The sequence below is a fragment of the Methylobacterium sp. Leaf118 genome, assembly GCF_920984675.1.
GTDB lineage: Bacteria > Pseudomonadota > Alphaproteobacteria > Rhizobiales > Beijerinckiaceae > Methylobacterium.
On sequence record NZ_CAKLBV010000058.1, the window covers coordinates 1 to 22,610 of the forward strand.

Here is a 22,610-nt window from a genome sequence, read left to right on the forward strand (position 1 = left end):
CCGTGGCACCGCGGGGATTGGTGGTGGAGGCGTAGAGCGCGCCGAGGCCGCCGGTGGCCAGCACCACGGCCTGGGCCGGCAGGCGGAAGGCCGCGCCGTCGCGCTCGCACACCACGCCGCGGACCGCGCCGTCCGCGTCGCGGATCAACCCGCGCAGCGTCGCCACCAGGATCTCGACGGTCGGGCTCGCCCGCACCGCCCGCACGAGGCCATCGAGCACCGTGGCCCCGGTCGAGTCCCCCCGGGCCCGGACGATGCGGCGGCGGCAATGGGCCGCCTCCAGGCCCAGGGCGAGGGCCCCGTCGGCCTCGCGGTCGAACAGGATGCCGGCGCCCACGAGCCAGTCGATCAGCCCGGGGCCGGCCTCGGCGACGGACAAGGCCGTGTCCGGCTCGGTCAGTCCGGCGCCCGCCGCGACGGTATCGCTCGCGTGCAGCATCGGCGCGTCGTCGGCGCCGATGGCGGCGGCGATGCCGCCCTGCGCCCAGCCGGTGGCGGTGCCGAGCCCGAGAGGCGCGGCAGTGACGAGGGTGACCGGGCGGGGCGCGAGCCGCAGGGCGGTCGCGAGGCCGGCCACGCCCGCGCCGACCACGATCACGCGGTCGGCGGGGCCGCGGGCGACGATGCTCATCAGGCGGCGGCCGCGGCGGGAGCGGGGGAGACGGTCGGGGTCGGCTTGACCGCGAGCATCCGCTCGACGGCCAGCCGGGCCCGATCCGCGAGCGCGGGCTCGACGGTGACCTCGTGGGTCAGCGTTTCCAGCGCGTGGCGGATGTTGGCCAGGGTGATCCGCTTCATGTGGGGGCACATGTTGCAGGGCTTGATGAACTCGATGTCGGGGTTCGCCACCGCGATGTTGTCCGCCATCGAGCACTCGGTCACGAGCACGACCTGGGCGGGCCGCTTCTCGGTGACGTAGTTCATCATCATCGCGGTCGAGCCCGAGAAGTCCGAGGCCTCGACCACTTCGGGCGGGCATTCGGGATGGGCGATCACGGTGATGCCGGGATAGCTGTCGCGCACCTCGGCGATGTCGGCGGGCGTGAAGCGCTCGTGCACCTCGCAATGGCCGGCCCAGGTCAGCATCTCGACCTCGGGCACCTGCTGCTGGACGTTGCGGGCCAGGAACTCGTCGGGAATCATCAGCACGCGCGGCACGCCGAGGGCGCGGACGACGTCGGCGGCGTTGCCCGAGGTGCAGCACACGTCGGACTCCGCCTTCACGGCCGCGGAGGTGTTGACGTAGGTCACCACCGGCACGCCCGGATACCGCGCCTTGAGCGCGCGCACGTCGGCGGCGGTGATCGAGTCGGCCAGGGAGCAGCCCGCGCCCAGATCCGGGATCAGCACCGTCTTGCCCGGGTTCAGGAGCTTGGCGGTCTCGGCCATGAAGTGGACGCCCGCCAGCACGATCACGTCGGCATCGACCCGGGCCGCCTCGCGCGCGAGGGCGAGACTGTCGCCGACGATGTCCGCCACCGTGTGGAAGATCTCGGGTGCCTGATAGTTGTGAGCGAGGACGACCGCGTTGCGCTCGCGCTTCAGCCGGAGGATCGCCTCCACGTCGGGCGCGAGCGCCGGCCACTCGATGGCCGGGACATGACGGCTCACGCGCTCGTACAGTTCGGGCAGCGGGAAGGCCGTTGGGCTCTCCTCGCGAGGGGCGGACGCTGCCTGCGGCATCGCGGACTCCTTTATGCTCAAAATGAGCATTGTGCCGTCTAAGTTAGGCGGCGCCCGGCGCCTTGTCCAGATATGCTGAGACTGAGCATAACGTTTTTGCGACGCAAAAATTCGACGCAGCTGCGAAGGAAGCGGCGGCCCAAGCGAGCGTGCTGGGAGCGATAAAATACAACATTTTATGTCTTCGCCCACTAAAGCGATCGCCGATCAGGCTGGAGCCGAGTTCAGGTTCGGTTCTCGTAGCGGCGCGTCGCTCTCCCGGGACGGCACTGGTCCGTTTTCGCGCACGCAACCGACTCGGCGAGCCTCAGAGATCCTGCGGATCAATCTGACGTTAACGTCTTCCCAGCCATGATCTGGTCAGCCCAGTCAAATGTAACTTCAATTTGGATTCCTGACGCCTCCCCGTGGGTTGCGGCGATCGCGCCCGGCGGGAGCAGCGGAAACCTGAGGTGGTTACGGACGTGGGTCCTATCCGGATTGCAGGACGGGCACCGGATTGAACACTTCATATGGGCCGTCCTGAGCACAGGCTCAGCCAGCGCCGGGATCGATCGAACGCCATGCTATCGCTCAAGCTTCATCGGAAGGCCGGGGCAGCCGCCGAGCCTCTCGCGGAGACGAATGTCGGGGGCCCGTCGGACGAGGCCCGGCTCATCCGGGCGATCCAGCGCCTCGCCGACCGGGCCGGGCTCGACGACGCGACGCTCTCGGGGACCGCGGTCGGCGCGGCGCTGAACGACCTCGACCGGGCCCGGTCGGACGGGCTGCGGGCCGAGCGCGTTCAGATCGCAGCGATCGCCCGGCAGACGTCGGAAGCCGCGATCAATATCGGCTGGACCACCTACGACGTCGGCGAGGTCGCGCAATCGACGCAGACCATCGCGAGCGCGATCGAGGAGATGGTCGCTTCGATCGCCGAGGTCTCCGAGACCTCGGAGGCTGCTGGACGGTGCGCGCTCAACGCCCGCGACTCGATGGCGACCTGCATGTCCGACGTGCGCGACGCCCGCGCCGCGATGGACGCGATCCGCGACCGCACCCACCAGATCGACGAGCGCCTGAAGCTCCTGCAGAACGCCATCGCCGAGATCGGCACCATGGCGGGCACCATCGCGACGATCTCGAGCCAGACCAACCTGCTCGCGCTCAACGCCACGATCGAGGCGGCCCGGGCCGGTGAGGCCGGGCGCGGCTTCTCGGTCGTCGCGGCCGAGGTGAAATCGCTCTCCGGCCAGACCGCCCGCTCGACCGAGCAGATCCGCACCTGGCTCAACACCCTCCAGGGCGAGATGGGCCAGATCGCCAAGGCGGTCGAGGAGAGCCGTGCGGCGGTGGCCACCGGCAACACCGTCGTCGAGGGCCTGGGCAGCCGGGTCGAGAACGCTGCCGGGCAGATCAGCCAGACGAGTGAGATGAGCACGGCGCTGGCCGCGACCCTGGTTCAGCAGAGCAGCGCCACCGCCGAGATCTCCGGCTCGGTGCAGAGCATCGCCGAGAAGGCCGCCAAGACCCGCACCGAGATCGCCAGCATCACCAGCCGGCTCGTGAAGGCGGAAGCCCTGGCCCAGACCGCCCTGGCGGATCCCGTCGGCCTCGACCTCTACGAACTGGTGCGTCTGCCCGCCGATATCGGCCAGTGGAAGCGGGCGCTGGCGACGATCCTGGTCGGGGCCGCCCCCGCCGATTCGGCGCAAGCGACGCTGCGGGGCCGGGCCGCCCGGCATGCGGTGGAAGCCGCGAAGGCCGGCCCCGGCCAGCCGGCGGTGGATGTCTTCCTGAAGGCGGAGGCAACCGCCCATGTCGAGGCCGAGCGCATGATCCGCGCCATCGCCCAGGGCAACTGGGATGTCGGGACGCCGGCCTACAAGGCCGCGACGGCGGCGATGAAGGAGATGATCCAGGCGGCCGACCGGATCGTCGGGGCGCGCTGACGGCGGCGCGCCCGCCTCAGGAGGCCTCTTCCTCCTCGGGGATCGGATCGGCCGTCCAGGCCGTCGCGAAGGCGGCGAGGTGGCGGGCGTCCGAGAAGGCCATCACGGTGACGGTCCGCTCGAGCGGGATGCCGCCGGGATAGGGCGCGAGCGTCACGCGCTCCTGCGAGAGGCGGGCCCCCGGGGCGTTGGCGTCGAGCCACGCCTGCGCCTCCGCGGTCAGCGCGTCGGGACCGGCGAGGGCCCGCGAATCGGGCCGCAGGACGATGATCGTCGTGCCGAGTGCCGGGTTGGCGTGCTGCAACTGCTTGATGATGTCGATCATCGGTCTCGATCTCGTCTCGGGATCCGCCGCGCCCTGGCGCGGCGGATGCGGGCGCCTACTCGGCGTAGTCGCTGAGTTGCACCGCGGCCTGGGTGTCCGTGAAATTCGGGATGTCCCCGAAGATCTCGGCCCCGTCCTCGCTCGCCGCGGCCTTGAAGGCCTCCGCCGACGCGAAGCGCAGGAGCGCCATCACCTGATAGGGCGGCGCCCCACCGTCCGGCGTGCCGATGCCCTTCACGACGGTGTAGTCGTGCAGGCCCTTGGACGACCAGCGCTCACTCACGAGCGGCATATGGGTCTTCAGATAGTAGTCCATGTCGAAGCGGGTGCCCGCACCGCTCGGATACATCACCGTCACGAGGATCATGGCATGTCCTTCCCTCCGGCCCTCGTTCACGCGGGGCCGGCGGAGGCCAAGATGATGCGCGCGCGCGTCGGATCAAGCGCGGGCCGAAGCGTATTCGGCGCGGCGGGGTCCGCGCCGCCGCGAAACGCCGCGCCTCAGTGCAGCTTGACCCGCGGCTCCGTGCGGCGGGTGAGCGCCCGGGCGAGCATGTCGAGGGAGGTCTTCCACCACCCGTTCACCGCCGTCTCGTGCATCTTGTAGAGCGAGCGGTACATCAGCCGGGCGAACAGTCCGGCGATGAACATGTTCTTCCCCTGGATGAACCCCATCAGGTTGCCGACGGTGGTGTACTCGCCGAGCGACACAAGCGAGCCGAAATCGCGGTACTTGAAGGCCTTCAGCGGCTTGCCGGAGAGCCGGTTCGGCATCTGCTTCAGGAGATGCGAGGCCTGCTGGTGGGCGGCCTGGGCGCGGGGCGGGATCGGCGTGTCGGAGCCCTGCTCGACGAGGTAGGCGCAATCGCCCATCGCGAAGATGTCCGGGTCGCGGGTCGTCTGCAGGGTCGGGGTGACGACGAGCTGGTTGTTGCGGGTCGTCTCGAGGCCGCCGAGATCCTTGAGGAAGCCCGCGCCCTTCACGCCCGCGGCCCAGACCACGAGTTCGGAGGGGATGAAGCCGCCATCGGCGAGTTGCACGCCGTCGGCCCGCACCTCGGTGACGCGCGCCTTCACCCGCACCTCGACGCCGATCTTGCTGAGCAGCGCCATCACGTCCGAGGACAGGCGGGCCGGGACCGCCGGCAGGATGCGGTCGGCCGCCTCGACGAGGGTGATCTTGAGGTCCTTCGCCGGGTCGATCCGGTCGAGGCCGGTCTTGGCGACCTCGCGGGTGGTGCGGTGCAGCTCGGCCGCGAGCTCGGTGCCGGTGGCGCCCGCGCCGATCACCGTGACGTGGAGCTGGCCGGGGCGCACCGGGCCCTCCTGGGTGTGGGCGCGCAGCATCCCGTTGACGAGGCGCTGGTGGAAGCGAACCGCCTGATCCTGCGTATCGAGCGCGATGGCGTGCTCCTTCACGCCGGGCGTACCGAAATCGTTGGTGGTGGAGCCCACCGCCATGATCAGCGTGTCGTAGGGGATCGTGCGCACGGGCGTGACCAGCCGCCCCTCGCTGTCCGTGCTGGCGGCGAGCTGCACGAGGCGGTGCTCACGGTCGAGCCCGGTCATCTCACCGATGCGGTAGCGGAAGTGGTTGGCGTGGGCGTGGTGCAGATAGTCGACCGCGTGATGGCCGACATCGAGGGACCCGGCGGCCACCTCGTGCAGCAGCGGCTTCCAGATATGGGTGCGGGCCCGGTCCACCAGCGTGACATGGGCCTTGCCGGACTTGCCGTACTTGTTGCCGAGCTTCGTCACGAGCTCGAGCCCCGCGGCTCCCCCTCCGACCACCACGATCTTGTGCAGATCGGTCACCGCCTCGCTCGGAACCATACTTGCCCCACTGCCCGATAGGTCGCCGCGCCGGGCGGCCCTTGCCAGTTTGGAATGATCTTACCCGAGCCAACGTGCAAGGGCCCACCGGTTCGATGCGGGGGTGGGCTGTCACGCCGACAGGCGTGACAGCCGGGAGCGGCGGCCCTCTACGGCGCCGGAGCGCCGGGCTGGCGCAGGGGATGGGCGCGGGCGACGGCGTCGAGGGCGAGCAGGTCCTCGGCGATGCGCGTCACCGTGGGATAGGGCGCGGTGTCGATGCCGAAGATGCCGGTGCCGACCCACAGGCTGATCAGGCAGAGATCGGCATGGCTGACGGCGTCGCCCTGGCAGTAGCGCCCGGTGCCGGATTCGGTCGCGAGCCGCTGCTCCAGCACCCTGAGGCCGGTGGTGAAGGCGTTGCGCAGGAAGTCGAGCATCTTTTCCCGCGGCAGTCCGTAATGCTCCATCAGGAAGGTGCGGACGCGGGGCACGTAGAGGGGATGCGTGTCGCAGGCGACGACCTGGGCGAGCGAGCGGGCGCGGGCGCGGGCGCGCGGGTCGGCGGGCAGCAGCCGCGTGCCGGGATGCGTTTCCTCCAGATAGTCGAGGATCGCGAGCGATTGGGTGAGGGGCGGCCCATCGCCGTCGAACAGGGCCGGCACCGCACCCTGCGGGTTGATGGCGAGGAAGTCCGGCTTGAACTGGTCGCCCGCGTCGAGATCGAGGAAGACTTCCTCGTAGGCGATGCCCTTGAGGTTCAGCGCGATGCGCACGCGGAAGGCGGCCGCCGAGCGCCAGTTGCCGTACATCTTCATGGGCGCATCTTCCCGTTCTTTCAGAACGCCTTGAGGGTCAGCTCGGTATGCTCGACCTGAGGCGGGCTGTCGAACGTATCGGAGACGAGCGCCCGGTACGCCTTCCAGGCCTGCGAGCCTGTGAAGTCCTGGGTGTGCGCCTCCAGCGTGTCCCACTCGATCAGCAGGCGGTAGCGCTGCGGCTTCTCGACGGAGCGGCGCACCGCGAAGCTGCGGCAGCCCTTGGCCTCGCGGAAAATCTCGGCGGCCTGCGTGATGCCGGCCTCGAACGCGGCCTCGGCGCCCGCCTTCACGTCGATCTGCGCGATTTCCAGGATCATGGTCGCTCCCCGCATCGCCCGCCGACAGCGGCGGACGCAACCCCTGAGGAAGCGGCTATAACCATCCTCTCGCGATCGCAAGGCGGCCGGCCGCGAGAGGATGGCCGAACCTTCAGACCGTGTAGACCGGATCGTTTCCGGAGACCTTAATCAGCTTGATGCTGTGCTCGCAATCAGACCTGCTCACGTAGCTCTCGCTACTTCTAGCAATTTTCTCGCCATTCTTGGCATAATAGACCCAATACCACTGATCCTTGTTGTCTTTCTGCTGCTTGTAGCAGGGATAGGTTTGCACCGACATGGTTTCCTCCTCGAAGTGCCCCGTGGGGGCGCCCTGGGACCGGCTGCCCGACGAGAAATCGCAACTTGAGGATAAGAAATCCACCCGTCCATATACCTCAGATAAACATCGTGTGAGGGCGCACGCAAAAAGCCCCTCCCTTGCGGGGAGAGGCTTTGGGCGAGAGGCTTTGGGGGCGAGCCTTGTGGCGACGGGCGAGCCCCGGAACCGGGGGCGTCGTCCCGAACCGGTTCTCCGGGACGACGCCCTCGCCGCGATCGCGGTTCAGGCCGCGAGTGATCGCAGCACGTAGGGCAGGATGCCCCCATTCCGGAAATACTCGAGCTCGTCGAGCGTATCGATCCGGCAGGTGAGCGCCACCTCCCGCTTCGTGCCGTCGGCCGAGGTGATCTCGGCGGTCAGCGTCTGGCGCGGCTTCAGCTCGCCGGCCAGCCCCTTGAGCGAGACGGTCTCGTCGCCCTTGAGCCCCAGCGACTGCCAGGACTCGCCGTTCTGGAACACCAGCGGCACCACGCCCATGCCGACGAGGTTCGAGCGGTGGATGCGCTCGAAGCTCTCGGCGATGACGGCGCGGACGCCGAGGAGCTTGGTGCCCTTGGCTGCCCAGTCGCGGGACGAGCCGGTGCCGTATTCCTTGCCGGCGAAGACGACGAGCGGGGTGCCCTCGGCCGCGTATCTCTGGGCGGCGTCGTAGATGTATTGCTTCTCGCCCGACGGCTGGAACAGCGTCCAGCCGCCCTCGACGACGTTGCCGGCCTCGTCCCGCACCATCTGGTTCTTGATGCGGATGTTGGCAAACGTGCCCCGCATCATGACTTCGTGGTTGCCGCGGCGAGTGCCGTACTGGTTGAAGTCCTGGACCCGCACCTGATGCGATTGCAGGTACTCACCGGCGGGCGAAGCCGCACGGATGTTGCCCGCGGGCGAGATGTGGTCGGTCGTGATCGAGTCGAGGAACAGGCCGAGGATGCGGGCATCCTCGATGTCGGTGATCGGGTCCGGCGTCTTGGTCATGCCCTCGAAGTAAGGCGGGTTCTGCACGTAGGTGGAGCCCCCGTCCCAGGCGAAGGTCTCGGCCTCGGTCACCTCCACGCCCTTCCAGTTCTCGTCGCCGCTGAACACGTCGGCGTAGCGGCTCTTGAACAGGGACGAGGTGATGTTCTCCTCGATGAAGCGGTTCACTTCCTCGGAGGTCGGCCAGATATCGGCGAGGTAGACGGGCTGACCGTCCGAGCCGTGGCCCAGCGGCTCCTTGGTGATGTCGATCTGGAGCGAGCCCGCCAGGGCGTAGGCCACCACGAGCGGGGGGGACGCCAGATAATTCGCCCGCACGTCCGGGTTCACGCGGCCCTCGAAGTTGCGGTTGCCCGAGAGCACGGCCGCCGCGACCACGTCGTTGTCGTTGATCGCCTTCGAGATGGCGGGCGGGAGCGGGCCCGAATTGCCGATGCAAGTGGTGCAGCCGAAACCGACGAGGTTGAAGCCGAGGGCGTCGAGGCTCTCCTGCAGGCCGGACTTGTCGAGATACTCGCCGACGACCTGGCTGCCGGGGGCCAGGGAGGTCTTCACCCAGGGCTTGGAGCGCAGACCCTTGGCGACCGCGTTGCGGGCGAGCAGGCCGGCGCCGATCATCACGCTCGGGTTGGAGGTGTTGGTGCAGGAGGTGATCGCGGCGATCACCACGTCACCGTGGCCGATGTCGAAGTTCGTGCCCTCGACGGCGTAGCGGCTGGCGATGTCGGCGGCGCGCTTGAACTCCGTCTCCATGGATTCGGCGAAGCCCGGCTTGGCGGCGTCGAGCAGCACCCGGTCCTGGGGGCGCTTCGGGCCGGCGAGGGACGGACGAACCGTGCCCATGTCGAGTTCGAGGGTGTCGGTGAAGACGGGATCCGGAGTCTGGGCGTCGCGCCACATGCCCTGGGCCTTGGCATAGGCCTCGACGAGGGCGATGCGGTCGTCGGCACGGCCGGTGACCTTCAGGAAGTCGATGGTCTTCTGGTCGATGGGGAAGAAGCCGCAGGTGGCGCCGTATTCCGGGGCCATGTTGGAGATCGTGGCGCGGTCGGCCACCGCCATGTCGTCGAGGCCGGGGCCGAAGAATTCCACGAACTTGCCGACGACGCCCTTCTTGCGCAGCATCTGCGTGACGGTGAGCACGAGGTCGGTCGCCGTGGTGCCCTCGGGCAGCTTGCCGGACAGGCGGAAGCCGACGACCTCGGGGATCAGCATCGAGAGCGGCTGGCCGAGCATGGCGGCCTCGGCCTCGATGCCGCCGACGCCCCAGCCGAGCACGGCCAGACCGTTGACCATGGTGGTGTGCGAATCGGTGCCGACGAGCGAATCCGGATAGGCGACGTCCGAGCCGTCCGAGGACTCATCATCCCGGCGCGTCCAGACCGTCTGCGACAGGTATTCGAGATTGACCTGATGGCAGATGCCGGTGCCGGGCGGGACCACGGAGAAGTTGTCGAAGGCCGACTGGCCCCACTTGAGGAAGGTGTAGCGCTCGCCGTTGCGCTCGTATTCGAGCGCCACGTTGTCGGCCAGGGCCTTCGGGGTGCCGAACTCGTCGACGATCACCGAGTGGTCGATGACGAGATCGACCGGCACCAGCGGGTTGATCTTCTGGGGGTCGCCGCCGAGGGCGACCATGGCGTCGCGCATCGCTGCAAGATCGACCACGGCGGGCACGCCCGTGAAGTCCTGCATCAGCACGCGGGAGGGGCGGAAGGCGATCTCGGTCTCGGCCTTGCCCCGGCTGTCGAGCCACGCCACCGCGGCTTCGATGTCGCCCTTGCGGACGGAGCGGTCATCCTCGAACCGAAGGAGGTTCTCGAGGATCACCTTCATGGAGAACGGCAGAGCGGCGGCGTCGGCCAGGCCGTTCTTCTGCGCCTCGGGGATCGAGTAATAGGTGTAGGTCTTGCCCCCGGCCTGGAGGGTCTGGCGGGCTTTGAAGCTGTCGAGAGATGCCACGGCTAGTCGGATCCTGAGCTGGCGTTGTCGAACACGGAGCAGGCATGACCTGCGCCAACGGCGGTGTTCGGCCGGATGCGCTCGTAAAAAAGAGCGCGCGCCGCCCCGGGGGCGCCCGGGAAGAGTGCCGCGAGGCACTCAGGATGGTGCGCGAGGGGCGATTTGGACGCCCTTAGGAGGATCGCGCGGCGCAGCCTGCCCGGTCTATAGAACGTTTCGAAATTGGCCGCTACTGCGTCGCGCGCGGGGCGTGACGCCCGCGCCGGGTTGAAACCGTGGGCCTCGCGGCCTTGTCAGGTCGCCTCCGGCGGCGGGCCTCCGAAACAGCGCCCTACGGCCTCCCAGAACGCCGCCAACTGCTCCGGTGTGAGGCGGGCGAGGCGCTCCTCCAGCAGGCTGCGGCCGGCGATCGCCGCGGGGTCGCGCTCAAACTCCGCTTCGGTGAGGGGGGTATCGGTGCTGCCCGTCATGGCGGTCTCCCTGGCGCGCCCGCCCATCCCGTGTGCGGATCAATGCGCGGAGGCCGTCGCCGGTTCGCGTCCCGCGCCGCGATGGGCTATCGGAACGCGGACGGCTGGGGGAGCCGCGACGAGGCGGCGCGCAGGCCGCGCAGGGGCGGGGAGGATCGGCGTGGCGCCACAGGCAAATCCGTGCGGCTGATCGTCGAGAACCTCGCCTGCCGCCGCTCCGGCCGCCGGATTTTTTCGGGACTGTCCTTCACTCTCGCGCCCGGCGAGGCGCTGATGGTCACCGGCCGCAACGGGGCGGGCAAGTCGAGCCTGCTCGCGATGCTCGCCGGGCGCCTCAAGCCCGATGCCGGCACCATCCGCGGCGAGGCGATCGGCGAGGCGGGCCTGCCCGAATGCCTCCACGTCGTCGGTCACCGCGACGGGCTGAAATCCGCGCTGACTGCGGCGGAGAATCTCGATTTCGCCCGGGACCTCCTCGGTTCTCCGGTCATGGCCCCGGGGGAGGCCCTCGCCGCGATGGGGCTGCCGCACGTGGCCCGCCTGCCGGTCGGCTATCTCTCGGCCGGGCAGCGACGTCGGGTGGCGCTTGCCCGCCTGCTCGTCTGCCGCCGGCCGCTCTGGCTCCTCGACGAGCCGACGGCGGCCCTCGATATCGCCTCGCAGGGCGTGCTGGCCACGCTGATGGGCCGCCACCGCGCCGAGGGCGGCCTCGTGATCGCCGCGACCCATCAGGCGCTCGGGCTGGAGGATGCCCGGGAACTGCACATCGGCCCGGCCTTGGCCGAAGCGCCCGACGCCGCCGAGGCGGAGGCATGGACATGATCCGGGCCTTCTCGGCGCTCCTCGCCCGCGACCTGCGCCTCGCCGGACGGGTCGGCGGATCGGGGGCGCTCTCCCTCGTCTTCTTCCTGATGATCGTGGTGCTGGTGCCCTTCGCCCTGGGGCCGGATCTCAACCTCCTGTCGCGGATCGGCCCGGCGATCCTGTGGCTCGCCGCCGTGCTCGCGACCCTGATCGGGCTCGACCGCCTGTTCCAGTCGGACGAGGAGGACGGCTCCCTGGACCTGATGACCGGCGCCGCGGTGCCCCTCGAAATCGTGGTCCTCGCCAAGGTCGCGGCCTACTGGCTCACCACCGGCCTGCCGCTGGCGCTGGCCTCGCCGCTGTTCGGCCTGCTCGTGGCGCTCTCGCCCGAAGCGATGGGCGCCACCGCCCTGACCCTGGCGCTGGGCACGCCCGCCCTGGCCTTCATCGGCGCGGTGGGCGCGGCGCTCACGGCCACGATCCGACGGGGCGGGCTGATCCTCGCGATCGTGGTGCTGCCGCTGATGATCCCGACGCTGATCTTCGGCGTCTCGGCGACGGAGGCCGCCCTCGACGGCACCGTGCCGTTCACGACCCCGCTGAGCGTGCTGGCGGCGCTGAGCCTGATGGCCGGCGTGGTCGGCACCCTCGCCGCCGCCGCCGCCCTGCGCTGGTCGGAATAGCCGGCGAGCGCCCCGGAGGCAGATCACGGCTGGGGCAGTGGCCGGCGACGCAATCGGAGCGGGGGTGCCCGGCTACTTGTCGCAGCCGATGCAGATGCCGGTGTCGATCTTGTCGTTCTTGCGCTCCACGGCCGTCTCGCGGCCGATCGAGCGCGATTCGGAGCGGTCGATCCGCTCCACTCCGCCGCCCCCGGTGGGCGGCATGGTCCGGCCGACGGCGGAGGTGTTGGGCGCGGTGACGGTCGAACCCGCACCGCCCCCGGTTCCGGTCTGGCTGGGGGTCTGGGCCGCGGCGGGGGCTGTGAGGGCAGCGGTCAGCACGGCGGCGAGCAAGAAGCGCGTGGTCATCGTCGAACTCCTTCGCCGCACCAACGCGGCGGAGCACCTGCGGTTTCACGGCTTCGCTCGGCCCGCGGGACCCTGCGCGCGGAGCCCGTCGCCGGATGGTGTCGCTCGCTCAGTCAGGCCAGTGGATCGTGCCCTCGCGCAGGCCGAACATCCTCTGGTCCGCGATGCCGAAGGTCCCGGACAGGTCCTCGACGACACCCGTGACGCTGACATGGCAGGCGTCGTCGAGGGCCCCGCCCTCGCACAGGGCCGAGGATCGCGCCGAAGCCCGGGTGGGCATCGGGACCATGCGGACCAGGAGGCGTCCCGGGGGCTGGTCTTCTCCGGCCGCGGCCCGCGGGCCGAGGCCGATGCAGGTCGCCTCGTTCTCGGTGGCGAAGACGAGGTGGCAATTGTCCACCGTGACGCGTTCGCCGAGACGGGTCTCGGCCGATACGGTGAACTCGGCCGCATCGATATGTAGTTCCGATCCCTGCGCGGCGAAGGAGAGCGGCGTCATCGCTGCCAGAACCGGAAATGCCAGGGACATCCGCATCGTCAGGGACCTCAAGATTTCGTCCCTTCGGCCAAGCAACGCTCGGGCCAAGGCGACCGTCGTCTCCCGTGAAAATCGGCGCAATGCACAGACAGTGTCGCGGCAGCGCCATCGGTACGCTCGGAGGCCTGACCTCGGGCCGGCGAAACTCGGACAGGCCGAGTATCCGTTTGGGCTCTGGGGCCCCCGGCAGCGCGATGGATCGTCGGGGTGTCGGCCCGACGAAATCGACCGGATGGGCGCCCAGCCCTGCCGGATCGGGGCCCCGACGCGGAGCGCAGGGGAGTTGCCTGGCTATCCATGCGTCAGGCGCATGGACGCGATCGAATCCCGTCGATTGTTTGGTGCGGTGCAACGTGAAAAGACTATGCGGGTGAGATCGCGATGGCGTTGCGGTCTCGCAGCCCTTCTTGGGCGTTTCCTCCCTAGACTTCGGGCCGCTCCATTCGGGGCGGCCTTTTTTCTTGCCTGCCCTCCGGATGTGCCCTGGAGGATGTGTTTTGGCGATGTGTCTTGGAAGCCACGGTTCCACAGGCACCGGACCGATGCCATTGACCGGGGCATCGCCGACCCCCTAGCTAAGCTTCGACGGTTTCCTTCGGGAATGAAAAGGGAACGTGGTGAGGAGCGCAGGCTCCGAAGCCGCGGCTGCCCCCGCAACTGTAAGCGGCGAGCCTTCCGCCACCTAAGTCACTGGGCCGCCTCGCCCGGGAAGACGGTGAGAGGGCAGCGACCCGTGAGCCAGGAGACCTGCCGTCAGTCGTGGTCACACGCGAAACGCGTCGGGCGGGGTGCTCCGGCGGGTGTCGAAGCGCCGCGAGTCCCGTCGGGACGCGGATGCCGAGGCCTCGTTCGCGGTGACGTGCCACTGCCGTCGCCCGAGGCTCACCGCCCATGCCCACCCCTCAGACACGCCGCCGAGGCGGCCGCGTCCCGGCCCGCTCCGTTCTTGTGCGCTCCGTCCTGGCCCGCTCCGTTCTGGCGGTCCTGATCCCGGCCGCCCTCCCCGCTTCTGTCCGGGCCGAGCCCGGCACCCCGACCGAGACCCGGCTCGACGAGATCGCCGTCGCGGGCAGCCGCGAGGCGGGCCCGCCGCCGAACGCCCCCGCCGACGCGGTCGGGGCGGAGGCCGCCGCAGCCCTGCGCGCCCCGAGCCTGACCCGGGCCTCGCCGGTCGGGCTCAACCTGCGCACGCCCTCGCGCGGGGCGAGCCGGCTCGGCCTCACGCCCCTGGAGACGCCCGCGAGCCTCGACATCATCTCGGGCGAGACCGTGCGCCTGCGGGGGCAATCCTCAGTGCTGGAGGCGGTCTCGCAGAACGGGACCGGCATCACCGCCTTCGGATCGCCGGGCTTCGGGCTGGGCGCCTTCACGAGCCGTGGCTTTGCCGGGCAGAACTCGATCCAGACGCTGTTCGACGGCACGCGGCTCTATGTCGGCGCCAACACCATCACCTTCCCGTTCGACACCTGGAACGTCGAGCGCATCGAGGTGCTCCGCGGACCCGCTTCCGTGCTCTATGGCGAAGGGGCCATCGGCGGCATCGTCAACGTCGTCTCGAAGAAGCCCCTGTTCACGCCCCTCAACGTCGCCCGGGTCGGGTTCGGCTCGGACGGGCTGGTGCGCGCGGCGATCGATACGACGGGTCCGATCGGCGAGTCGCTGGCCTATCGCCTCAATGTCAGCGGCAACCGTGCCGACGGCTGGATCTCCCCGAACGGCGAGTTCCGCAACCTCGCGGTCTCAGGCGCCCTCACCCTCCAGGCGACGCCCGACCTCGCCTTCACCCTCTCCCACGATGTCGGCTACCAGGAGCCGACCCGCTACTGGGGGACGCCGCTCGTGAACGGACGGGTGCCGGAGGCGATCCGCTTCAACAATTACAACGTGCGCGATTCCAAGATCACCTGGGCCGACAACTGGACCCAGCTTCGCACCGAATGGACGCCGTCCGCGGACGTGACGGTGCGCAACACCGCCTACCGCCTGCAATCCCGCCGCCACTGGCTCGACGTGGAGCAGTATGCCTTCGATCCCGCCACCGGCCGTGTGAACCGCTCGGACTACCTCGACATCTATCACAGCCAGGAACAGATCGGGAATCGCTTCGACGCGACCTTCCGCGGATCCCTGTTCGGCTTGGCGAACCAGTTCACCGCGGGCTTCGACGTCAATTCCATCTCGTTCCGCCACGCCAACAACTTCAGCGGCACCTTCACCGAGCCGCCCTCCGACGTGCCGCCAGCGAGCGTGCCGCTCACCGGCTACGATCCCGGCCTCTTCCCGGCGAACGGCCGGGCGGTCCCGGCCTACGCGACGCGCACGCGCCAGGCCTCGGTCTTCGCCGAGAACCGGCTGCAGCTCAGCGACCGGCTCTCGTTCCTCTCGGGCGTGCGCGTCGACGCGCCGCACCTCTCGCGCGTCAACCTCCTGACGGGGCAGAGTTTCGAGCGCTCGTTCCAGGCGCTCGGCTATCGCTTCGGCCTCGTCTACGACGCCTTCCCGGGAACCGCCCTCTACGCGCAATACGCCACCGCCACCGATCCGGTGAACAGCCTGATCTCGTTGTCGGGATCGCAGGTCGATTTCGATCTCTCCACGGGCCGCCAGGTCGAGGTCGGCGCCAAGGGCCTCCTCTTCGGCGGCACGGTCGAGTGGACGCTCGCGGGCTACCGTATCGTCAAGGACAAGCTCCTCTCGGCGGTGCCGGGCTCGTCGGCCCTCACGGTGCAGGTCGGCCAGCAATCCTCGCTGGGCGCGGAAGCCGCCCTCTCCTGGCTGCCGGCGCCGGGCTGGCGCATCGACGCCAACCTCGCCGTGCTGCACGCCCAGTACGACCGGTTCGAGCAGGGTGGACTCTCGTTTGCCGGCAACCAACCGGTCAACGTGCCCGAGCAGGTCGCCAATCTCTGGGTCAACTGGGCCTTCGCCCGGGACTGGGAGGCGCGGGTCGGCGTCCAGCACGTCGGCGCGGTGTTCAGCGATTTCGCCAACACGGTGCGGCGGCCGGACTACACGCTGGTCAATCTCGGCCTCGACCACCAGGTCACGCCCGCCTCACGCCTGTCGCTGCGGGTCTTCAACCTGTTCGACAGGGTTTACGCCACCGATGGCAACGGTGCGAACGGGGTGGGCACCAGCTGGTATCTCGGCCGGCCGCGCACCGTTGAGGTCGCCTACACGATCGCGTGGTGAGGCCGTCACCGAGGGCCTGGAGAATCGTCCCGGATCTCGGATCCGGGACGGGGCCTGTGGATGTCGCTCCGCCGCGGGTGACACTCCGGCTCAGCAGTCGAGGGTGGTGTCGCGCTCCCACTGGGTCAGGTGGCGGCAATAGCTGTTCCACTCCTCGGTCTTGAGCTTGAGATAGCTCGGGACGAAGGAGCCGAAGGCCTCGTTGAGCACGTCGCACTGTTCGAGCGCCCGCATCGCGTCGAGCATGTTGAGCGGCAGGCGCTTCACACCCTCGACCGTGTGCCCGTCGGTGTACATGTTGATGTCGAGGCGCTGGCCCGGATCGCGCCGGTTGCGGATGCCGTCCATGCCCGCCGCCAGGATGGCCGCCTGGAGCAGGTAGGGGTTGGCCGCGCCGTCGGCGAGGCGGAATTCGAGCCGCCCGCCATCGGGAATGCGGATCATGTGGGTGCGGTTGTTGCCCGTATAGGTCACGGTGTTCGGCGCCCAGGTCGCACCAGAGGTCGTGCGCGGGGCGTTGATGCGCTTGTAGGAGTTCACGCACGGGTTGGTGATGGCGGTGAGCGCGTCGGCCGAGTGGATCAGGCCGCCGATGAAGTGGTAGCCCTCCTGCGACATGCCGATCGCGTCGGACTTGTCGGCAAACACGTTGCGGCCGTCGCGCCAGACCGAGACATGGGCGTGGCAGCCCGAGCCGGTCAGATCAACGAAGGGCTTGGGCATGAAGGTCGCCCGAAGCCCGTGCTTCTCGGCGATCGAGCGGGTCATGTACTTGAAGAAGGCGTGCCGGTCAGCGGTGACGAGGGCGTCGTCGTAGTCCCAGTTCATCTCGAACTGGCCGTTCGCGTCCTCGTGGTCGTTCTGATACGGCTTCCAGCCGAGCGACAGCATGGCGTCGCAGATCTCGGTGATGACGTCGTAGCGGCGCATCAGGGCAGACTGGTCGTAGCAGGGCTTGATCTGCTTGTCGGCCATGTCCGCCGGCTCGGAGCCGCAGGGCGTGATCAGGAAGAACTCGCACTCGACGCCGGTCTTCATCTGAAGCCCCTCGCGGGCCGCATCCTTGATCAGCCGCTTGAGGATGTTGCGCGGCCCCTGCTCCACCGGCGCCCCGTTCATCACGAGATCCGCCGGAAGCCAGCCGACCTCGGGCTTCCAGGGCAGCTGGATCAGGCCGTCCGCGTCGGGCACGGCGAGGAGGTCGGCATCGGCCGGGCTCATGTCGAGCCAGGTGGCAAAGCCCGCGAAGCCCGCGCCGTTCTTGCAGGTGCTCCGGATGGCCGCCGCCGGCACCAGCTTGGCGCGCTGGGTGCCGAACAGGTCGGTGTAGGAGACGAGGAAGTACTTGATGCCGCGTTCCTTGGCGGCGATTTCGAGATCCAGCGGCATGGCGACATCTCCCGTCGGGCGGGCCCCGGCCCCGCATGAGCCCCCGAGCCCGCATTCAAGAAAAAGGCCGCCCTCCTGACGGGGCGGCCTCGGGTCTTCCTCAGAATCCGCTCTGGCCCGGAACCCAGGCCGTGCCGGCGAGCGGCACCTGAGCCATGGCCGCGGCCTCGATGGTCAGCGCCACCAGATCCTCGGGCTCGAGATTGTGCAGGTGGCTCTTGCCACAGGCCCGGGCGATGGTCTGGGCCTCCAGCGTCATCACCGCGAGGTAATTGGCGAGCCGCCGTCCCGCGAGCTCCGGATCGAGGCGCTTCATCAGCTCCGGATCCTGCGTGGTGATGCCGGCCGGGTCCTTGCCCTCGTGCCAGTCGTCATAGGCGCCGGCCGTGGTCCCGAGCGCCTGATACTCTTCCTCCCAGCGCGGGTCGTTGTCGCCGAGCGCGATCAGCGCGCCCGTGCCGATGGCGACGGCGTCCGCCCCCAGCGCCAGCACCTTGGCGACGTCGGCGCCCGAGCGGATGCCGCCGGAGACGATGAGCTGGACCTTGCGGTGCAGGCCGAGATCCCGCAGCGCCTGCACGGCGGGCCGGATGGCGGCGAGCGTGGGCAGGCCGACATGCTCGATGAACACGTCCTGCGTCGCGGCGGTGCCGCCCTGCATGCCGTCGAGCACGACCACGTCGGCGCCCGCCTTGGCCGCGAGCGCGGTGTCGTAATAGGGGCGGCTCGCCCCGACCTTCACGTAGATCGGCTTCTCCCAGTCGGTGACCTCGCGCAGCTCCCCGATCTTGATCTCGAGATCGTCCGGCCCGGTCCAGTCCGGGTGGCGGCAGGCGGAGCGCTGATCGACGCCCGCCGGCAGACAGCGCATCCCGGCGACGCGCTCGGTGATCTTCTGGCCGAGCAGCATGCCGCCGCCGCCGGGCTTGGCGCCCTGGCCGATCACGACCTCGATGGCGTCCGCCCGGCGCAGATCGTCCGGGTTCATGCCGTAGCGGGACGGCAGGTATTGGTAGACCAGCGTCTTGGAGTGGCCGCGCTCCTCCGGCGTCATGCCGCCGTCGCCCGTGGTGGTCGAGGTGCCGGCCAGCGTGGCGCCGCGCCCGAGCGCCTCCTTGGCATTGGCCGAGAGCGAGCCGAAGCTCATGCCGGCGATCGTGATCGGCGTCTTGAGGCGGATCGGCGTCTTGGCGAAGCGCGCGCCCAGGATCACCTCGGTGCTGCAGCGCTCGCGGTAGCCCTCGAGCGGGTAGCGGCTGATCGAAGCGCCGAGGAACAGGAGGTCGTCGAAATGGGGGAGCTTGCGCTTCGCCCCGGCGCCGCGGATGTCATAGATGCCGGTCGCCGCCGCGCGGCGGATCTCGGACATCACCTCGGGCGTGAAGGTCGCGGAGTAGCGCGGCGCCGTGCGGGGCCCCTTAGCGTTCTCGGCCATCAATAGGCTCCGGCGTTGTCGACGTGGAAGTGGTAGAGGGTGCGGGCCGAGCCGTAGCGACGGAATTCCTCGATGCCGACCTCGCCGAGCAGCCCGCCGGCCCTGAGCTTCTCTGCGAGCTCCGCACGATGCTCGTCGCGCATGGGCTTCTCGATGCAGTCCGCGCCCAGGCTCTTCACCGAGCCGCGCACGTAGAGGCGGGCCTCGTAGAGCGAGTCGCCCAGTGCCTCGCCCGCATCGCCGAGCACCGTGAGCGTGCCGGCCTGGGCCATGAAGGCCGACATGTGGCCGATCGAGCCCTTCACCAGGATGTCGATGCCCTTCATCGAGATGCCGCAGCGCGCCCCGGCATTGCCGTCGACGACGAGCATGCCGCCATGCGCGGTGGCCCCCGCCGACTGGCTGACATCGCCCCGCACGTGGACGAGGCCGCTCATCATGTTCTCGGCCACGCCGGTGCCGGCGCTGCCATGGATGATCACGGTCGCCTGCTTGTTCATGCCGGCGCAGTAATAGCCGACGTTCCCCTCGACCTCGACGGTGACGGGGGCGTCGAGCCCGGCGGCGATGGCGTGGGCCCCGTCCGGACCCGTCACCGTCCAGTGGGTCTCGTTGGTGTCGGCCCGCAGCGCGTGGAGCTGGCGGTTCAGGTCGCGCAGTCCGGCGCTCCTCAGATCGTAGACGGGCATCAGTGGCGCTCCCCCAATTCGCGCTCCCACGCGTAGACGCGGGCGGGCTCGGGCTCGAAAATGCGGGCCTGCTCGATGCCGGGCAGACCAACCAGCGCCCGATACTCGGAGCCGAAGGCGACGTAGTCGTCGGTCTCGGCCATCACGGCGGGCTTGCAGGCGATGGGATCGCGCACGACCGCAAAGCCCGATTCGGTGCCGACCACGAAGGTGAAGAAGCCGTCGAGGTCGGTCAGGCTCGACTCCAACGCGTCCTTCAGGGTGGCGCCCTCGCGCATGCGCCAGCTCAGGTAGCCGGCGGCGACCTCGGTATCGTTCTTGGTGGCAAACGTGATGCCCTCGTGCTGGAGCCGGCGGCGCATGTCGTTGTGGTTCGACAGCGAGCCGTTATGGACGAGGCACTCGTCGAGGCCGGTCGAGAACGGGTGCGCGCCGTTCGTCGTCACGGCGCTCTCGGTCGCCATGCGGGTATGGCCGATGCCGTGGGTGCCGGTCATCGCCGAGAGGTCGAACCGCTTGGCGACGTTCTCGGGCAGGCCCGTCTCCTTGTAGATCTCCATGCGCCGGCCGGCGCTGACGACGTCGATGCCCGGCGCCTGGGCCGCGAGCCAGGCCCGGGCCTCGTCCTCCTGCCCGGCGGCCAGGACCAGCACGGTGTGCGTGTCGCGCGCCGTCGCCTCGATCGCCCCGCCCAGCGCCGCTTCGAGACCCGACACCGCCTGGGCCAGCGTCCTCGCATCGGGACCGCGCAGCGTCAGCTTCACCCCGGCCCCGTCGGAGCCGTAGACGGCGAAGCCCGCGCTGTCGGGGCCGCGATCCGTCATGGTCTTCAGCATGCCCGAGAGGAGCGCGCCCAGCTGCGGCTCCAGCTTCGGATTCTTGAGAAACAGTCCCACAATCCCGCACATCGCGCTCAACCCTCGTGCGCTGTTTCGCCCGTTGCCGAACGCTCGCATGGGCGGCGATCTCTGTCAATTAAAGGGAACAAATATTTCTTGATGAGAAACAGAACGATCCTGCCGATCTGTGACCCGGCGGGGGAACCCGCGTCGCCGCGCCGCTTCCTCCCTGGCCGCTGACCCGCCCCCGCACCATAATGACCGGGTGACGACCGGAGGCCGTGACGGTGACCGCGGGACCCATGCTGAACACCGCCTCGAACGCGCCGGTCTCCGAGGAGCGACCGCTGGAGAAGGCGCTCGGCCATCAGGTGCGGGTGCTGCGTCGGGAGCGCGACCTGTCGGTGGCCGATCTGGGTGCCGCGGCGGGGATCTCGCCGGGCATGATCTCGAAGATCGAGAATGGGGCGATCTCGCCCTCGCTCGCCTCGATCAACGCCATCGCCCTGGCGCTCAACGTGCCGATCACCGCCCTCTTCGCCGCCTTCGAGGAGACCCGCGACTGCTCCCACGTGAAGAGCGGCCAGGGCGTGCTGATCGAGCGGCGCGGCACGAAGGTCGGCCACATCTACGAGCTCCTGGGCGCCGGCATCCGCGGCGATGTGGTGGTGGAGCCCTACCTCATCACGCTGCAGGAGGAGGCCGAGGCCTATACGAGCTTCCGGCACGTCGGCACGGAGTTCCTCTACATGCTGACCGGCGAGGTGATCTATCATCACTCGGGCCTCGACTATCACCTCGCCCCCGGCGACGCGCTGATGTTCGACTCGAACGGCCTGCACGGCCCGGCCAAGCTCTTGAAGACGCCGACGACCTATCTCTCGATCATCGTCTATCCACGCGGGTGAACGGGCCATGTCGCGCCTATCTCCCCGCCGCCTGTCGGCTCAGGCGGGAAGCGCTGGCCGAGGGCGGGCACGGTAACGAACCGTTCACCATCGGCTGCGACGGTTTTTTCGACTTGTTGATGTGAGGGAACGGCAGCGATGGCGGGCGGACGGCCATGGGCGGGCGCCCTTCTCGTCCTCGCGACCCTGGTCCTGGCCATCCAGGTCCCGGCCACCCTGGCCATGCCGGCCGCGGCCGCCGACCTGCTCGAACCCGGCTTGCTGCCCGGTCCGCAGGCGCCGCGCTTCTTTCCCCGGGGCGATGACGGGGTCGACAGCGACCGGCCGCCGCTGCCCCGGCTCCGCCGGCTCGTAGGCTGCGCCCCGCGGAGCGCCCCGGTCCCGACCGAGGCTCCGGACGATCCGAGCTATGTCGGCTCGGCCTACGGCCTGGGCAAGCCGAGCTATTACGGCTTCCGCCCGGGGCTCGGCCACGACGACCCGTTCGGCCGCCCCCTGCGCTACTGCCCCTGACGGGGGCTCAGAGACGCGCCTGGATCCGCTTGGCGATCTCGCCCAGGCGCTGCTCCAGGATCGTCGGGACCTCGCAGACGTAGGAGACGGACTGGTTGCGCTCCTCGAAGATGCGGCGATCCCAGTTGAACTTGGTCTCGAGCTCGGCGACCTCCTTGGAGGCGACCTTGGTGGGGTCGGATTCCGGCGCGTCCTTCAACTCGCTGACCTTGTCGGCCTCGTCGCGGATGCGCTCGGCCAGCCGCCGCTGTCCCTGCGCGTAGCGGGAGATGCCGTTCATCACGGTCGAGCGCTCGCCGTTGACGATCTCGAAGACGCCCGCGAAGACGCGGGTGAGACGCTTGCCCTTCTCCTCCGGGCCGGCCTTCTCGACGAACTCGTCGAGGAGGGTGTCGACCTCGCGCAGCTCCGTGCGGCGAGAGGCGAGCTTGCGGGCGAGCTGGGCCGCCTCGCGGTCGCTGCCCCACTCGCCGGCCTCGGCCGGGTCCGGCCCGGTCCAGATCGAGCCGTAGCCGAGGGTCGGCACCTTGCGCTGGACGCAGGGCCAATCCGGGTCCTGCCGCGGCTGGGCGAGGGCGGGCGCGGCCGCGAGGGCGAGCGTGAGGATCAGGGGCAGGCGGAAGGAGGGCATGG

General features: G+C 69.5%; 23 protein-coding genes and 1 riboswitch. Of the genes, 6 read left to right on the top strand and 17 right to left on the bottom strand.

The window, feature by feature from the left end:
* On the bottom strand, positions 1–631 hold a 631-nt coding region (locus LW587_RS19165; RefSeq protein WP_232631190.1), incomplete at its 3' end, for an FAD-dependent oxidoreductase.
* Positions 631–1,683, bottom strand: a complete 1,053-nt coding sequence (gene nadA / locus LW587_RS19170; RefSeq protein ID WP_232631191.1) for a quinolinate synthase NadA — start codon at positions 1,681–1,683, stop codon at positions 631–633. The genes LW587_RS19165 and nadA, both read right to left, overlap by 1 nt.
* 563 nt (positions 1,684–2,246) lie before the next feature.
* Between nadA and LW587_RS19175 the strand changes: the two genes are divergently transcribed.
* A complete protein-coding gene (locus tag LW587_RS19175; protein ID WP_232631192.1) occupies positions 2,247–3,617 on the top strand; it encodes a methyl-accepting chemotaxis protein in 1,371 nt (456 codons plus the stop codon).
* Positions 3,618–3,633: 16 nt separating this feature from the next.
* Here the strand turns inward: LW587_RS19175 and LW587_RS19180 are convergent, their stop codons facing one another.
* The 8 genes from LW587_RS19180 to LW587_RS19215 all read right to left on the bottom strand — a co-directional run bounded on the left by LW587_RS19180 (position 3,634) and on the right by LW587_RS19215 (position 10,639).
* Positions 3,634–3,942, bottom strand: coding sequence for a hypothetical protein (locus LW587_RS19180; protein WP_232631193.1), 309 nt, complete (start codon positions 3,940–3,942; stop codon positions 3,634–3,636).
* A gap of 55 nt (positions 3,943–3,997) precedes the next feature.
* Entirely contained in the window at positions 3,998–4,309 is a 312-nt protein-coding gene (locus LW587_RS19185; RefSeq protein WP_232631194.1) for an EthD family reductase, read from the bottom strand.
* Between the two features lie 134 nt (positions 4,310–4,443).
* The gene (locus tag LW587_RS19190) at positions 4,444–5,775 is read right to left on the bottom strand and encodes an NAD(P)/FAD-dependent oxidoreductase (protein ID WP_232631195.1); all 1,332 of its coding nucleotides are present in this window, start codon (positions 5,773–5,775) and stop codon (positions 4,444–4,446) included.
* Between the two features lie 149 nt (positions 5,776–5,924).
* Positions 5,925–6,572 carry a maleylacetoacetate isomerase gene (gene maiA, locus LW587_RS19195; RefSeq protein ID WP_232631196.1) on the bottom strand — a complete coding sequence of 216 codons (648 nt, stop codon included), beginning with the start codon at positions 6,570–6,572 and terminating at the stop codon, positions 5,925–5,927.
* 20 nt (positions 6,573–6,592) lie between these two features.
* Positions 6,593–6,892: an antibiotic biosynthesis monooxygenase family protein gene (locus tag LW587_RS19200; protein ID WP_232631197.1), complete on the bottom strand. Its 300-nt coding sequence runs from the start codon at positions 6,890–6,892 to the stop codon at positions 6,593–6,595.
* Positions 6,893–7,004: 112 nt separating this feature from the next.
* Positions 7,005–7,193, bottom strand: a complete 189-nt coding sequence (locus LW587_RS19205) for a YegP family protein (RefSeq protein WP_232631198.1) — start codon at positions 7,191–7,193, stop codon at positions 7,005–7,007.
* 264 nt (positions 7,194–7,457) lie between these two features.
* Positions 7,458–10,169 carry an aconitate hydratase AcnA gene (gene acnA / locus LW587_RS19210; protein WP_232631199.1) on the bottom strand — a complete coding sequence of 904 codons (2,712 nt, stop codon included), beginning with the start codon at positions 10,167–10,169 and terminating at the stop codon, positions 7,458–7,460.
* Between the two features lie 293 nt (positions 10,170–10,462).
* On the bottom strand, positions 10,463–10,639 hold the full coding sequence (locus LW587_RS19215; protein WP_232631200.1) for a hypothetical protein: 177 nt from the start codon (positions 10,637–10,639) through the stop codon (positions 10,463–10,465).
* Between the two features lie 180 nt (positions 10,640–10,819).
* Here LW587_RS19215 and ccmA point away from each other — a divergent pair, with 180 nt between their 5' ends.
* A complete protein-coding gene (gene ccmA, locus LW587_RS19220; RefSeq protein ID WP_232631201.1) occupies positions 10,820–11,461 on the top strand; it encodes a heme ABC exporter ATP-binding protein CcmA in 642 nt (213 codons plus the stop codon).
* Entirely contained in the window at positions 11,458–12,126 is a 669-nt protein-coding gene (gene ccmB / locus LW587_RS19225; protein WP_232631202.1) for a heme exporter protein CcmB, read from the top strand. The genes ccmA and ccmB overlap by 4 nt, the downstream gene beginning before the upstream one ends.
* A gap of 72 nt (positions 12,127–12,198) precedes the next feature.
* On the opposite strand, the gene LW587_RS19230 is transcribed toward ccmB, so the two are convergent.
* Entirely contained in the window at positions 12,199–12,474 is a 276-nt protein-coding gene (locus LW587_RS19230) for a hypothetical protein (RefSeq protein ID WP_232631203.1), read from the bottom strand.
* A 109-nt stretch (positions 12,475–12,583) separates the two neighbouring features.
* On the bottom strand, positions 12,584–13,003 hold the full coding sequence (locus tag LW587_RS19235) for a hypothetical protein (RefSeq protein ID WP_232631204.1): 420 nt from the start codon (positions 13,001–13,003) through the stop codon (positions 12,584–12,586).
* A gap of 578 nt (positions 13,004–13,581) precedes the next feature.
* Positions 13,582–13,781, top strand: a riboswitch (cobalamin riboswitch).
* A 122-nt stretch (positions 13,782–13,903) separates the two neighbouring features.
* Between LW587_RS19235 and LW587_RS19240 the strand changes: the two genes are divergently transcribed.
* Positions 13,904–16,204, top strand: a complete 2,301-nt coding sequence (locus LW587_RS19240; RefSeq protein ID WP_232631205.1) for a TonB-dependent receptor — start codon at positions 13,904–13,906, stop codon at positions 16,202–16,204.
* Between the two features lie 90 nt (positions 16,205–16,294).
* Here LW587_RS19240 and glnT read toward each other — a convergent pair whose 3' ends face one another.
* From glnT to LW587_RS19260, 4 genes are all read right to left on the bottom strand, one after another.
* Positions 16,295–17,593, bottom strand: a complete 1,299-nt coding sequence (gene glnT / locus LW587_RS19245; protein ID WP_232631206.1) for a type III glutamate--ammonia ligase — start codon at positions 17,591–17,593, stop codon at positions 16,295–16,297.
* Between the two features lie 100 nt (positions 17,594–17,693).
* Positions 17,694–19,028, bottom strand: coding sequence for an FMN-binding glutamate synthase family protein (locus LW587_RS19250; protein ID WP_232631207.1), 1,335 nt, complete (start codon positions 19,026–19,028; stop codon positions 17,694–17,696).
* Complete coding sequence (locus LW587_RS19255) at positions 19,028–19,717, bottom strand: protein glxC (protein WP_232631208.1); 690 nt, start codon at positions 19,715–19,717, stop codon at positions 19,028–19,030. The genes LW587_RS19250 and LW587_RS19255 overlap by 1 nt, the downstream gene beginning before the upstream one ends.
* On the bottom strand, positions 19,717–20,625 hold the full coding sequence (locus tag LW587_RS19260; RefSeq protein WP_232631209.1) for a class II glutamine amidotransferase: 909 nt from the start codon (positions 20,623–20,625) through the stop codon (positions 19,717–19,719). Before LW587_RS19260 ends, LW587_RS19255 begins: the two co-directional genes overlap by 1 nt.
* 233 nt (positions 20,626–20,858) lie before the next feature.
* Between LW587_RS19260 and LW587_RS19265 the strand changes: the two genes are divergently transcribed.
* Together LW587_RS19265 and LW587_RS19270 are read left to right on the top strand one after the other, a co-directional pair.
* Positions 20,859–21,464: a helix-turn-helix domain-containing protein gene (locus LW587_RS19265; RefSeq protein WP_232631218.1), complete on the top strand. Its 606-nt coding sequence runs from the start codon at positions 20,859–20,861 to the stop codon at positions 21,462–21,464.
* A 138-nt stretch (positions 21,465–21,602) separates the two neighbouring features.
* Positions 21,603–21,977, top strand: coding sequence for a hypothetical protein (locus LW587_RS19270; RefSeq protein WP_442919171.1), 375 nt, complete (start codon positions 21,603–21,605; stop codon positions 21,975–21,977).
* Positions 21,978–21,984: 7 nt separating this feature from the next.
* Here LW587_RS19270 and LW587_RS19275 read toward each other — a convergent pair whose 3' ends face one another.
* Complete coding sequence (locus LW587_RS19275) at positions 21,985–22,608, bottom strand: hypothetical protein (RefSeq protein WP_232631210.1); 624 nt, start codon at positions 22,606–22,608, stop codon at positions 21,985–21,987.
* Between the last annotated feature and the right edge of the window lie 2 nt (positions 22,609–22,610).

What these genes read in the sequence shown, in the direction of transcription:
- nadA (WP_232631191.1), bottom strand. Translation starts at nt 1,683, where the DNA reads ATGCCGCAGGCAGCGTCCGCCCCTCGCGAGGAGAGCCCAACGGCCTTC.
- LW587_RS19175 (WP_232631192.1), top strand. Translation starts at nt 2,247, where the DNA reads ATGCTATCGCTCAAGCTTCATCGGAAGGCCGGGGCAGCCGCCGAGCCT.
- LW587_RS19180 (WP_232631193.1), bottom strand. Translation starts at nt 3,942, where the DNA reads ATGATCGACATCATCAAGCAGTTGCAGCACGCCAACCCGGCACTCGGC.
- LW587_RS19185 (WP_232631194.1), bottom strand. Translation starts at nt 4,309, where the DNA reads ATGATCCTCGTGACGGTGATGTATCCGAGCGGTGCGGGCACCCGCTTC.
- LW587_RS19190 (WP_232631195.1), bottom strand. Translation starts at nt 5,775, where the DNA reads ATGGTTCCGAGCGAGGCGGTGACCGATCTGCACAAGATCGTGGTGGTC.
- maiA (WP_232631196.1), bottom strand. Translation starts at nt 6,572, where the DNA reads ATGAAGATGTACGGCAACTGGCGCTCGGCGGCCGCCTTCCGCGTGCGC.
- LW587_RS19200 (WP_232631197.1), bottom strand. Translation starts at nt 6,892, where the DNA reads ATGATCCTGGAAATCGCGCAGATCGACGTGAAGGCGGGCGCCGAGGCC.
- LW587_RS19205 (WP_232631198.1), bottom strand. Translation starts at nt 7,193, where the DNA reads ATGTCGGTGCAAACCTATCCCTGCTACAAGCAGCAGAAAGACAACAAG.
- LW587_RS19215 (WP_232631200.1), bottom strand. Translation starts at nt 10,639, where the DNA reads ATGACGGGCAGCACCGATACCCCCCTCACCGAAGCGGAGTTTGAGCGC.
- ccmB (WP_232631202.1), top strand. Translation starts at nt 11,458, where the DNA reads ATGATCCGGGCCTTCTCGGCGCTCCTCGCCCGCGACCTGCGCCTCGCC.
- LW587_RS19230 (WP_232631203.1), bottom strand. Translation starts at nt 12,474, where the DNA reads ATGACCACGCGCTTCTTGCTCGCCGCCGTGCTGACCGCTGCCCTCACA.
- LW587_RS19235 (WP_232631204.1), bottom strand. Translation starts at nt 13,003, where the DNA reads ATGTCCCTGGCATTTCCGGTTCTGGCAGCGATGACGCCGCTCTCCTTC.
- LW587_RS19240 (WP_232631205.1), top strand. Translation starts at nt 13,904, where the DNA reads ATGCCCACCCCTCAGACACGCCGCCGAGGCGGCCGCGTCCCGGCCCGC.
- glnT (WP_232631206.1), bottom strand. Translation starts at nt 17,593, where the DNA reads ATGCCGCTGGATCTCGAAATCGCCGCCAAGGAACGCGGCATCAAGTAC.
- LW587_RS19250 (WP_232631207.1), bottom strand. Translation starts at nt 19,028, where the DNA reads ATGGCCGAGAACGCTAAGGGGCCCCGCACGGCGCCGCGCTACTCCGCG.
- LW587_RS19255 (WP_232631208.1), bottom strand. Translation starts at nt 19,717, where the DNA reads ATGCCCGTCTACGATCTGAGGAGCGCCGGACTGCGCGACCTGAACCGC.
- LW587_RS19260 (WP_232631209.1), bottom strand. Translation starts at nt 20,625, where the DNA reads ATGTGCGGGATTGTGGGACTGTTTCTCAAGAATCCGAAGCTGGAGCCG.
- LW587_RS19265 (WP_232631218.1), top strand. Translation starts at nt 20,859, where the DNA reads ATGCTGAACACCGCCTCGAACGCGCCGGTCTCCGAGGAGCGACCGCTG.
- LW587_RS19270 (WP_442919171.1), top strand. Translation starts at nt 21,603, where the DNA reads ATGGCGGGCGGACGGCCATGGGCGGGCGCCCTTCTCGTCCTCGCGACC.
- LW587_RS19275 (WP_232631210.1), bottom strand. Translation starts at nt 22,608, where the DNA reads ATGCCCTCCTTCCGCCTGCCCCTGATCCTCACGCTCGCCCTCGCGGCC.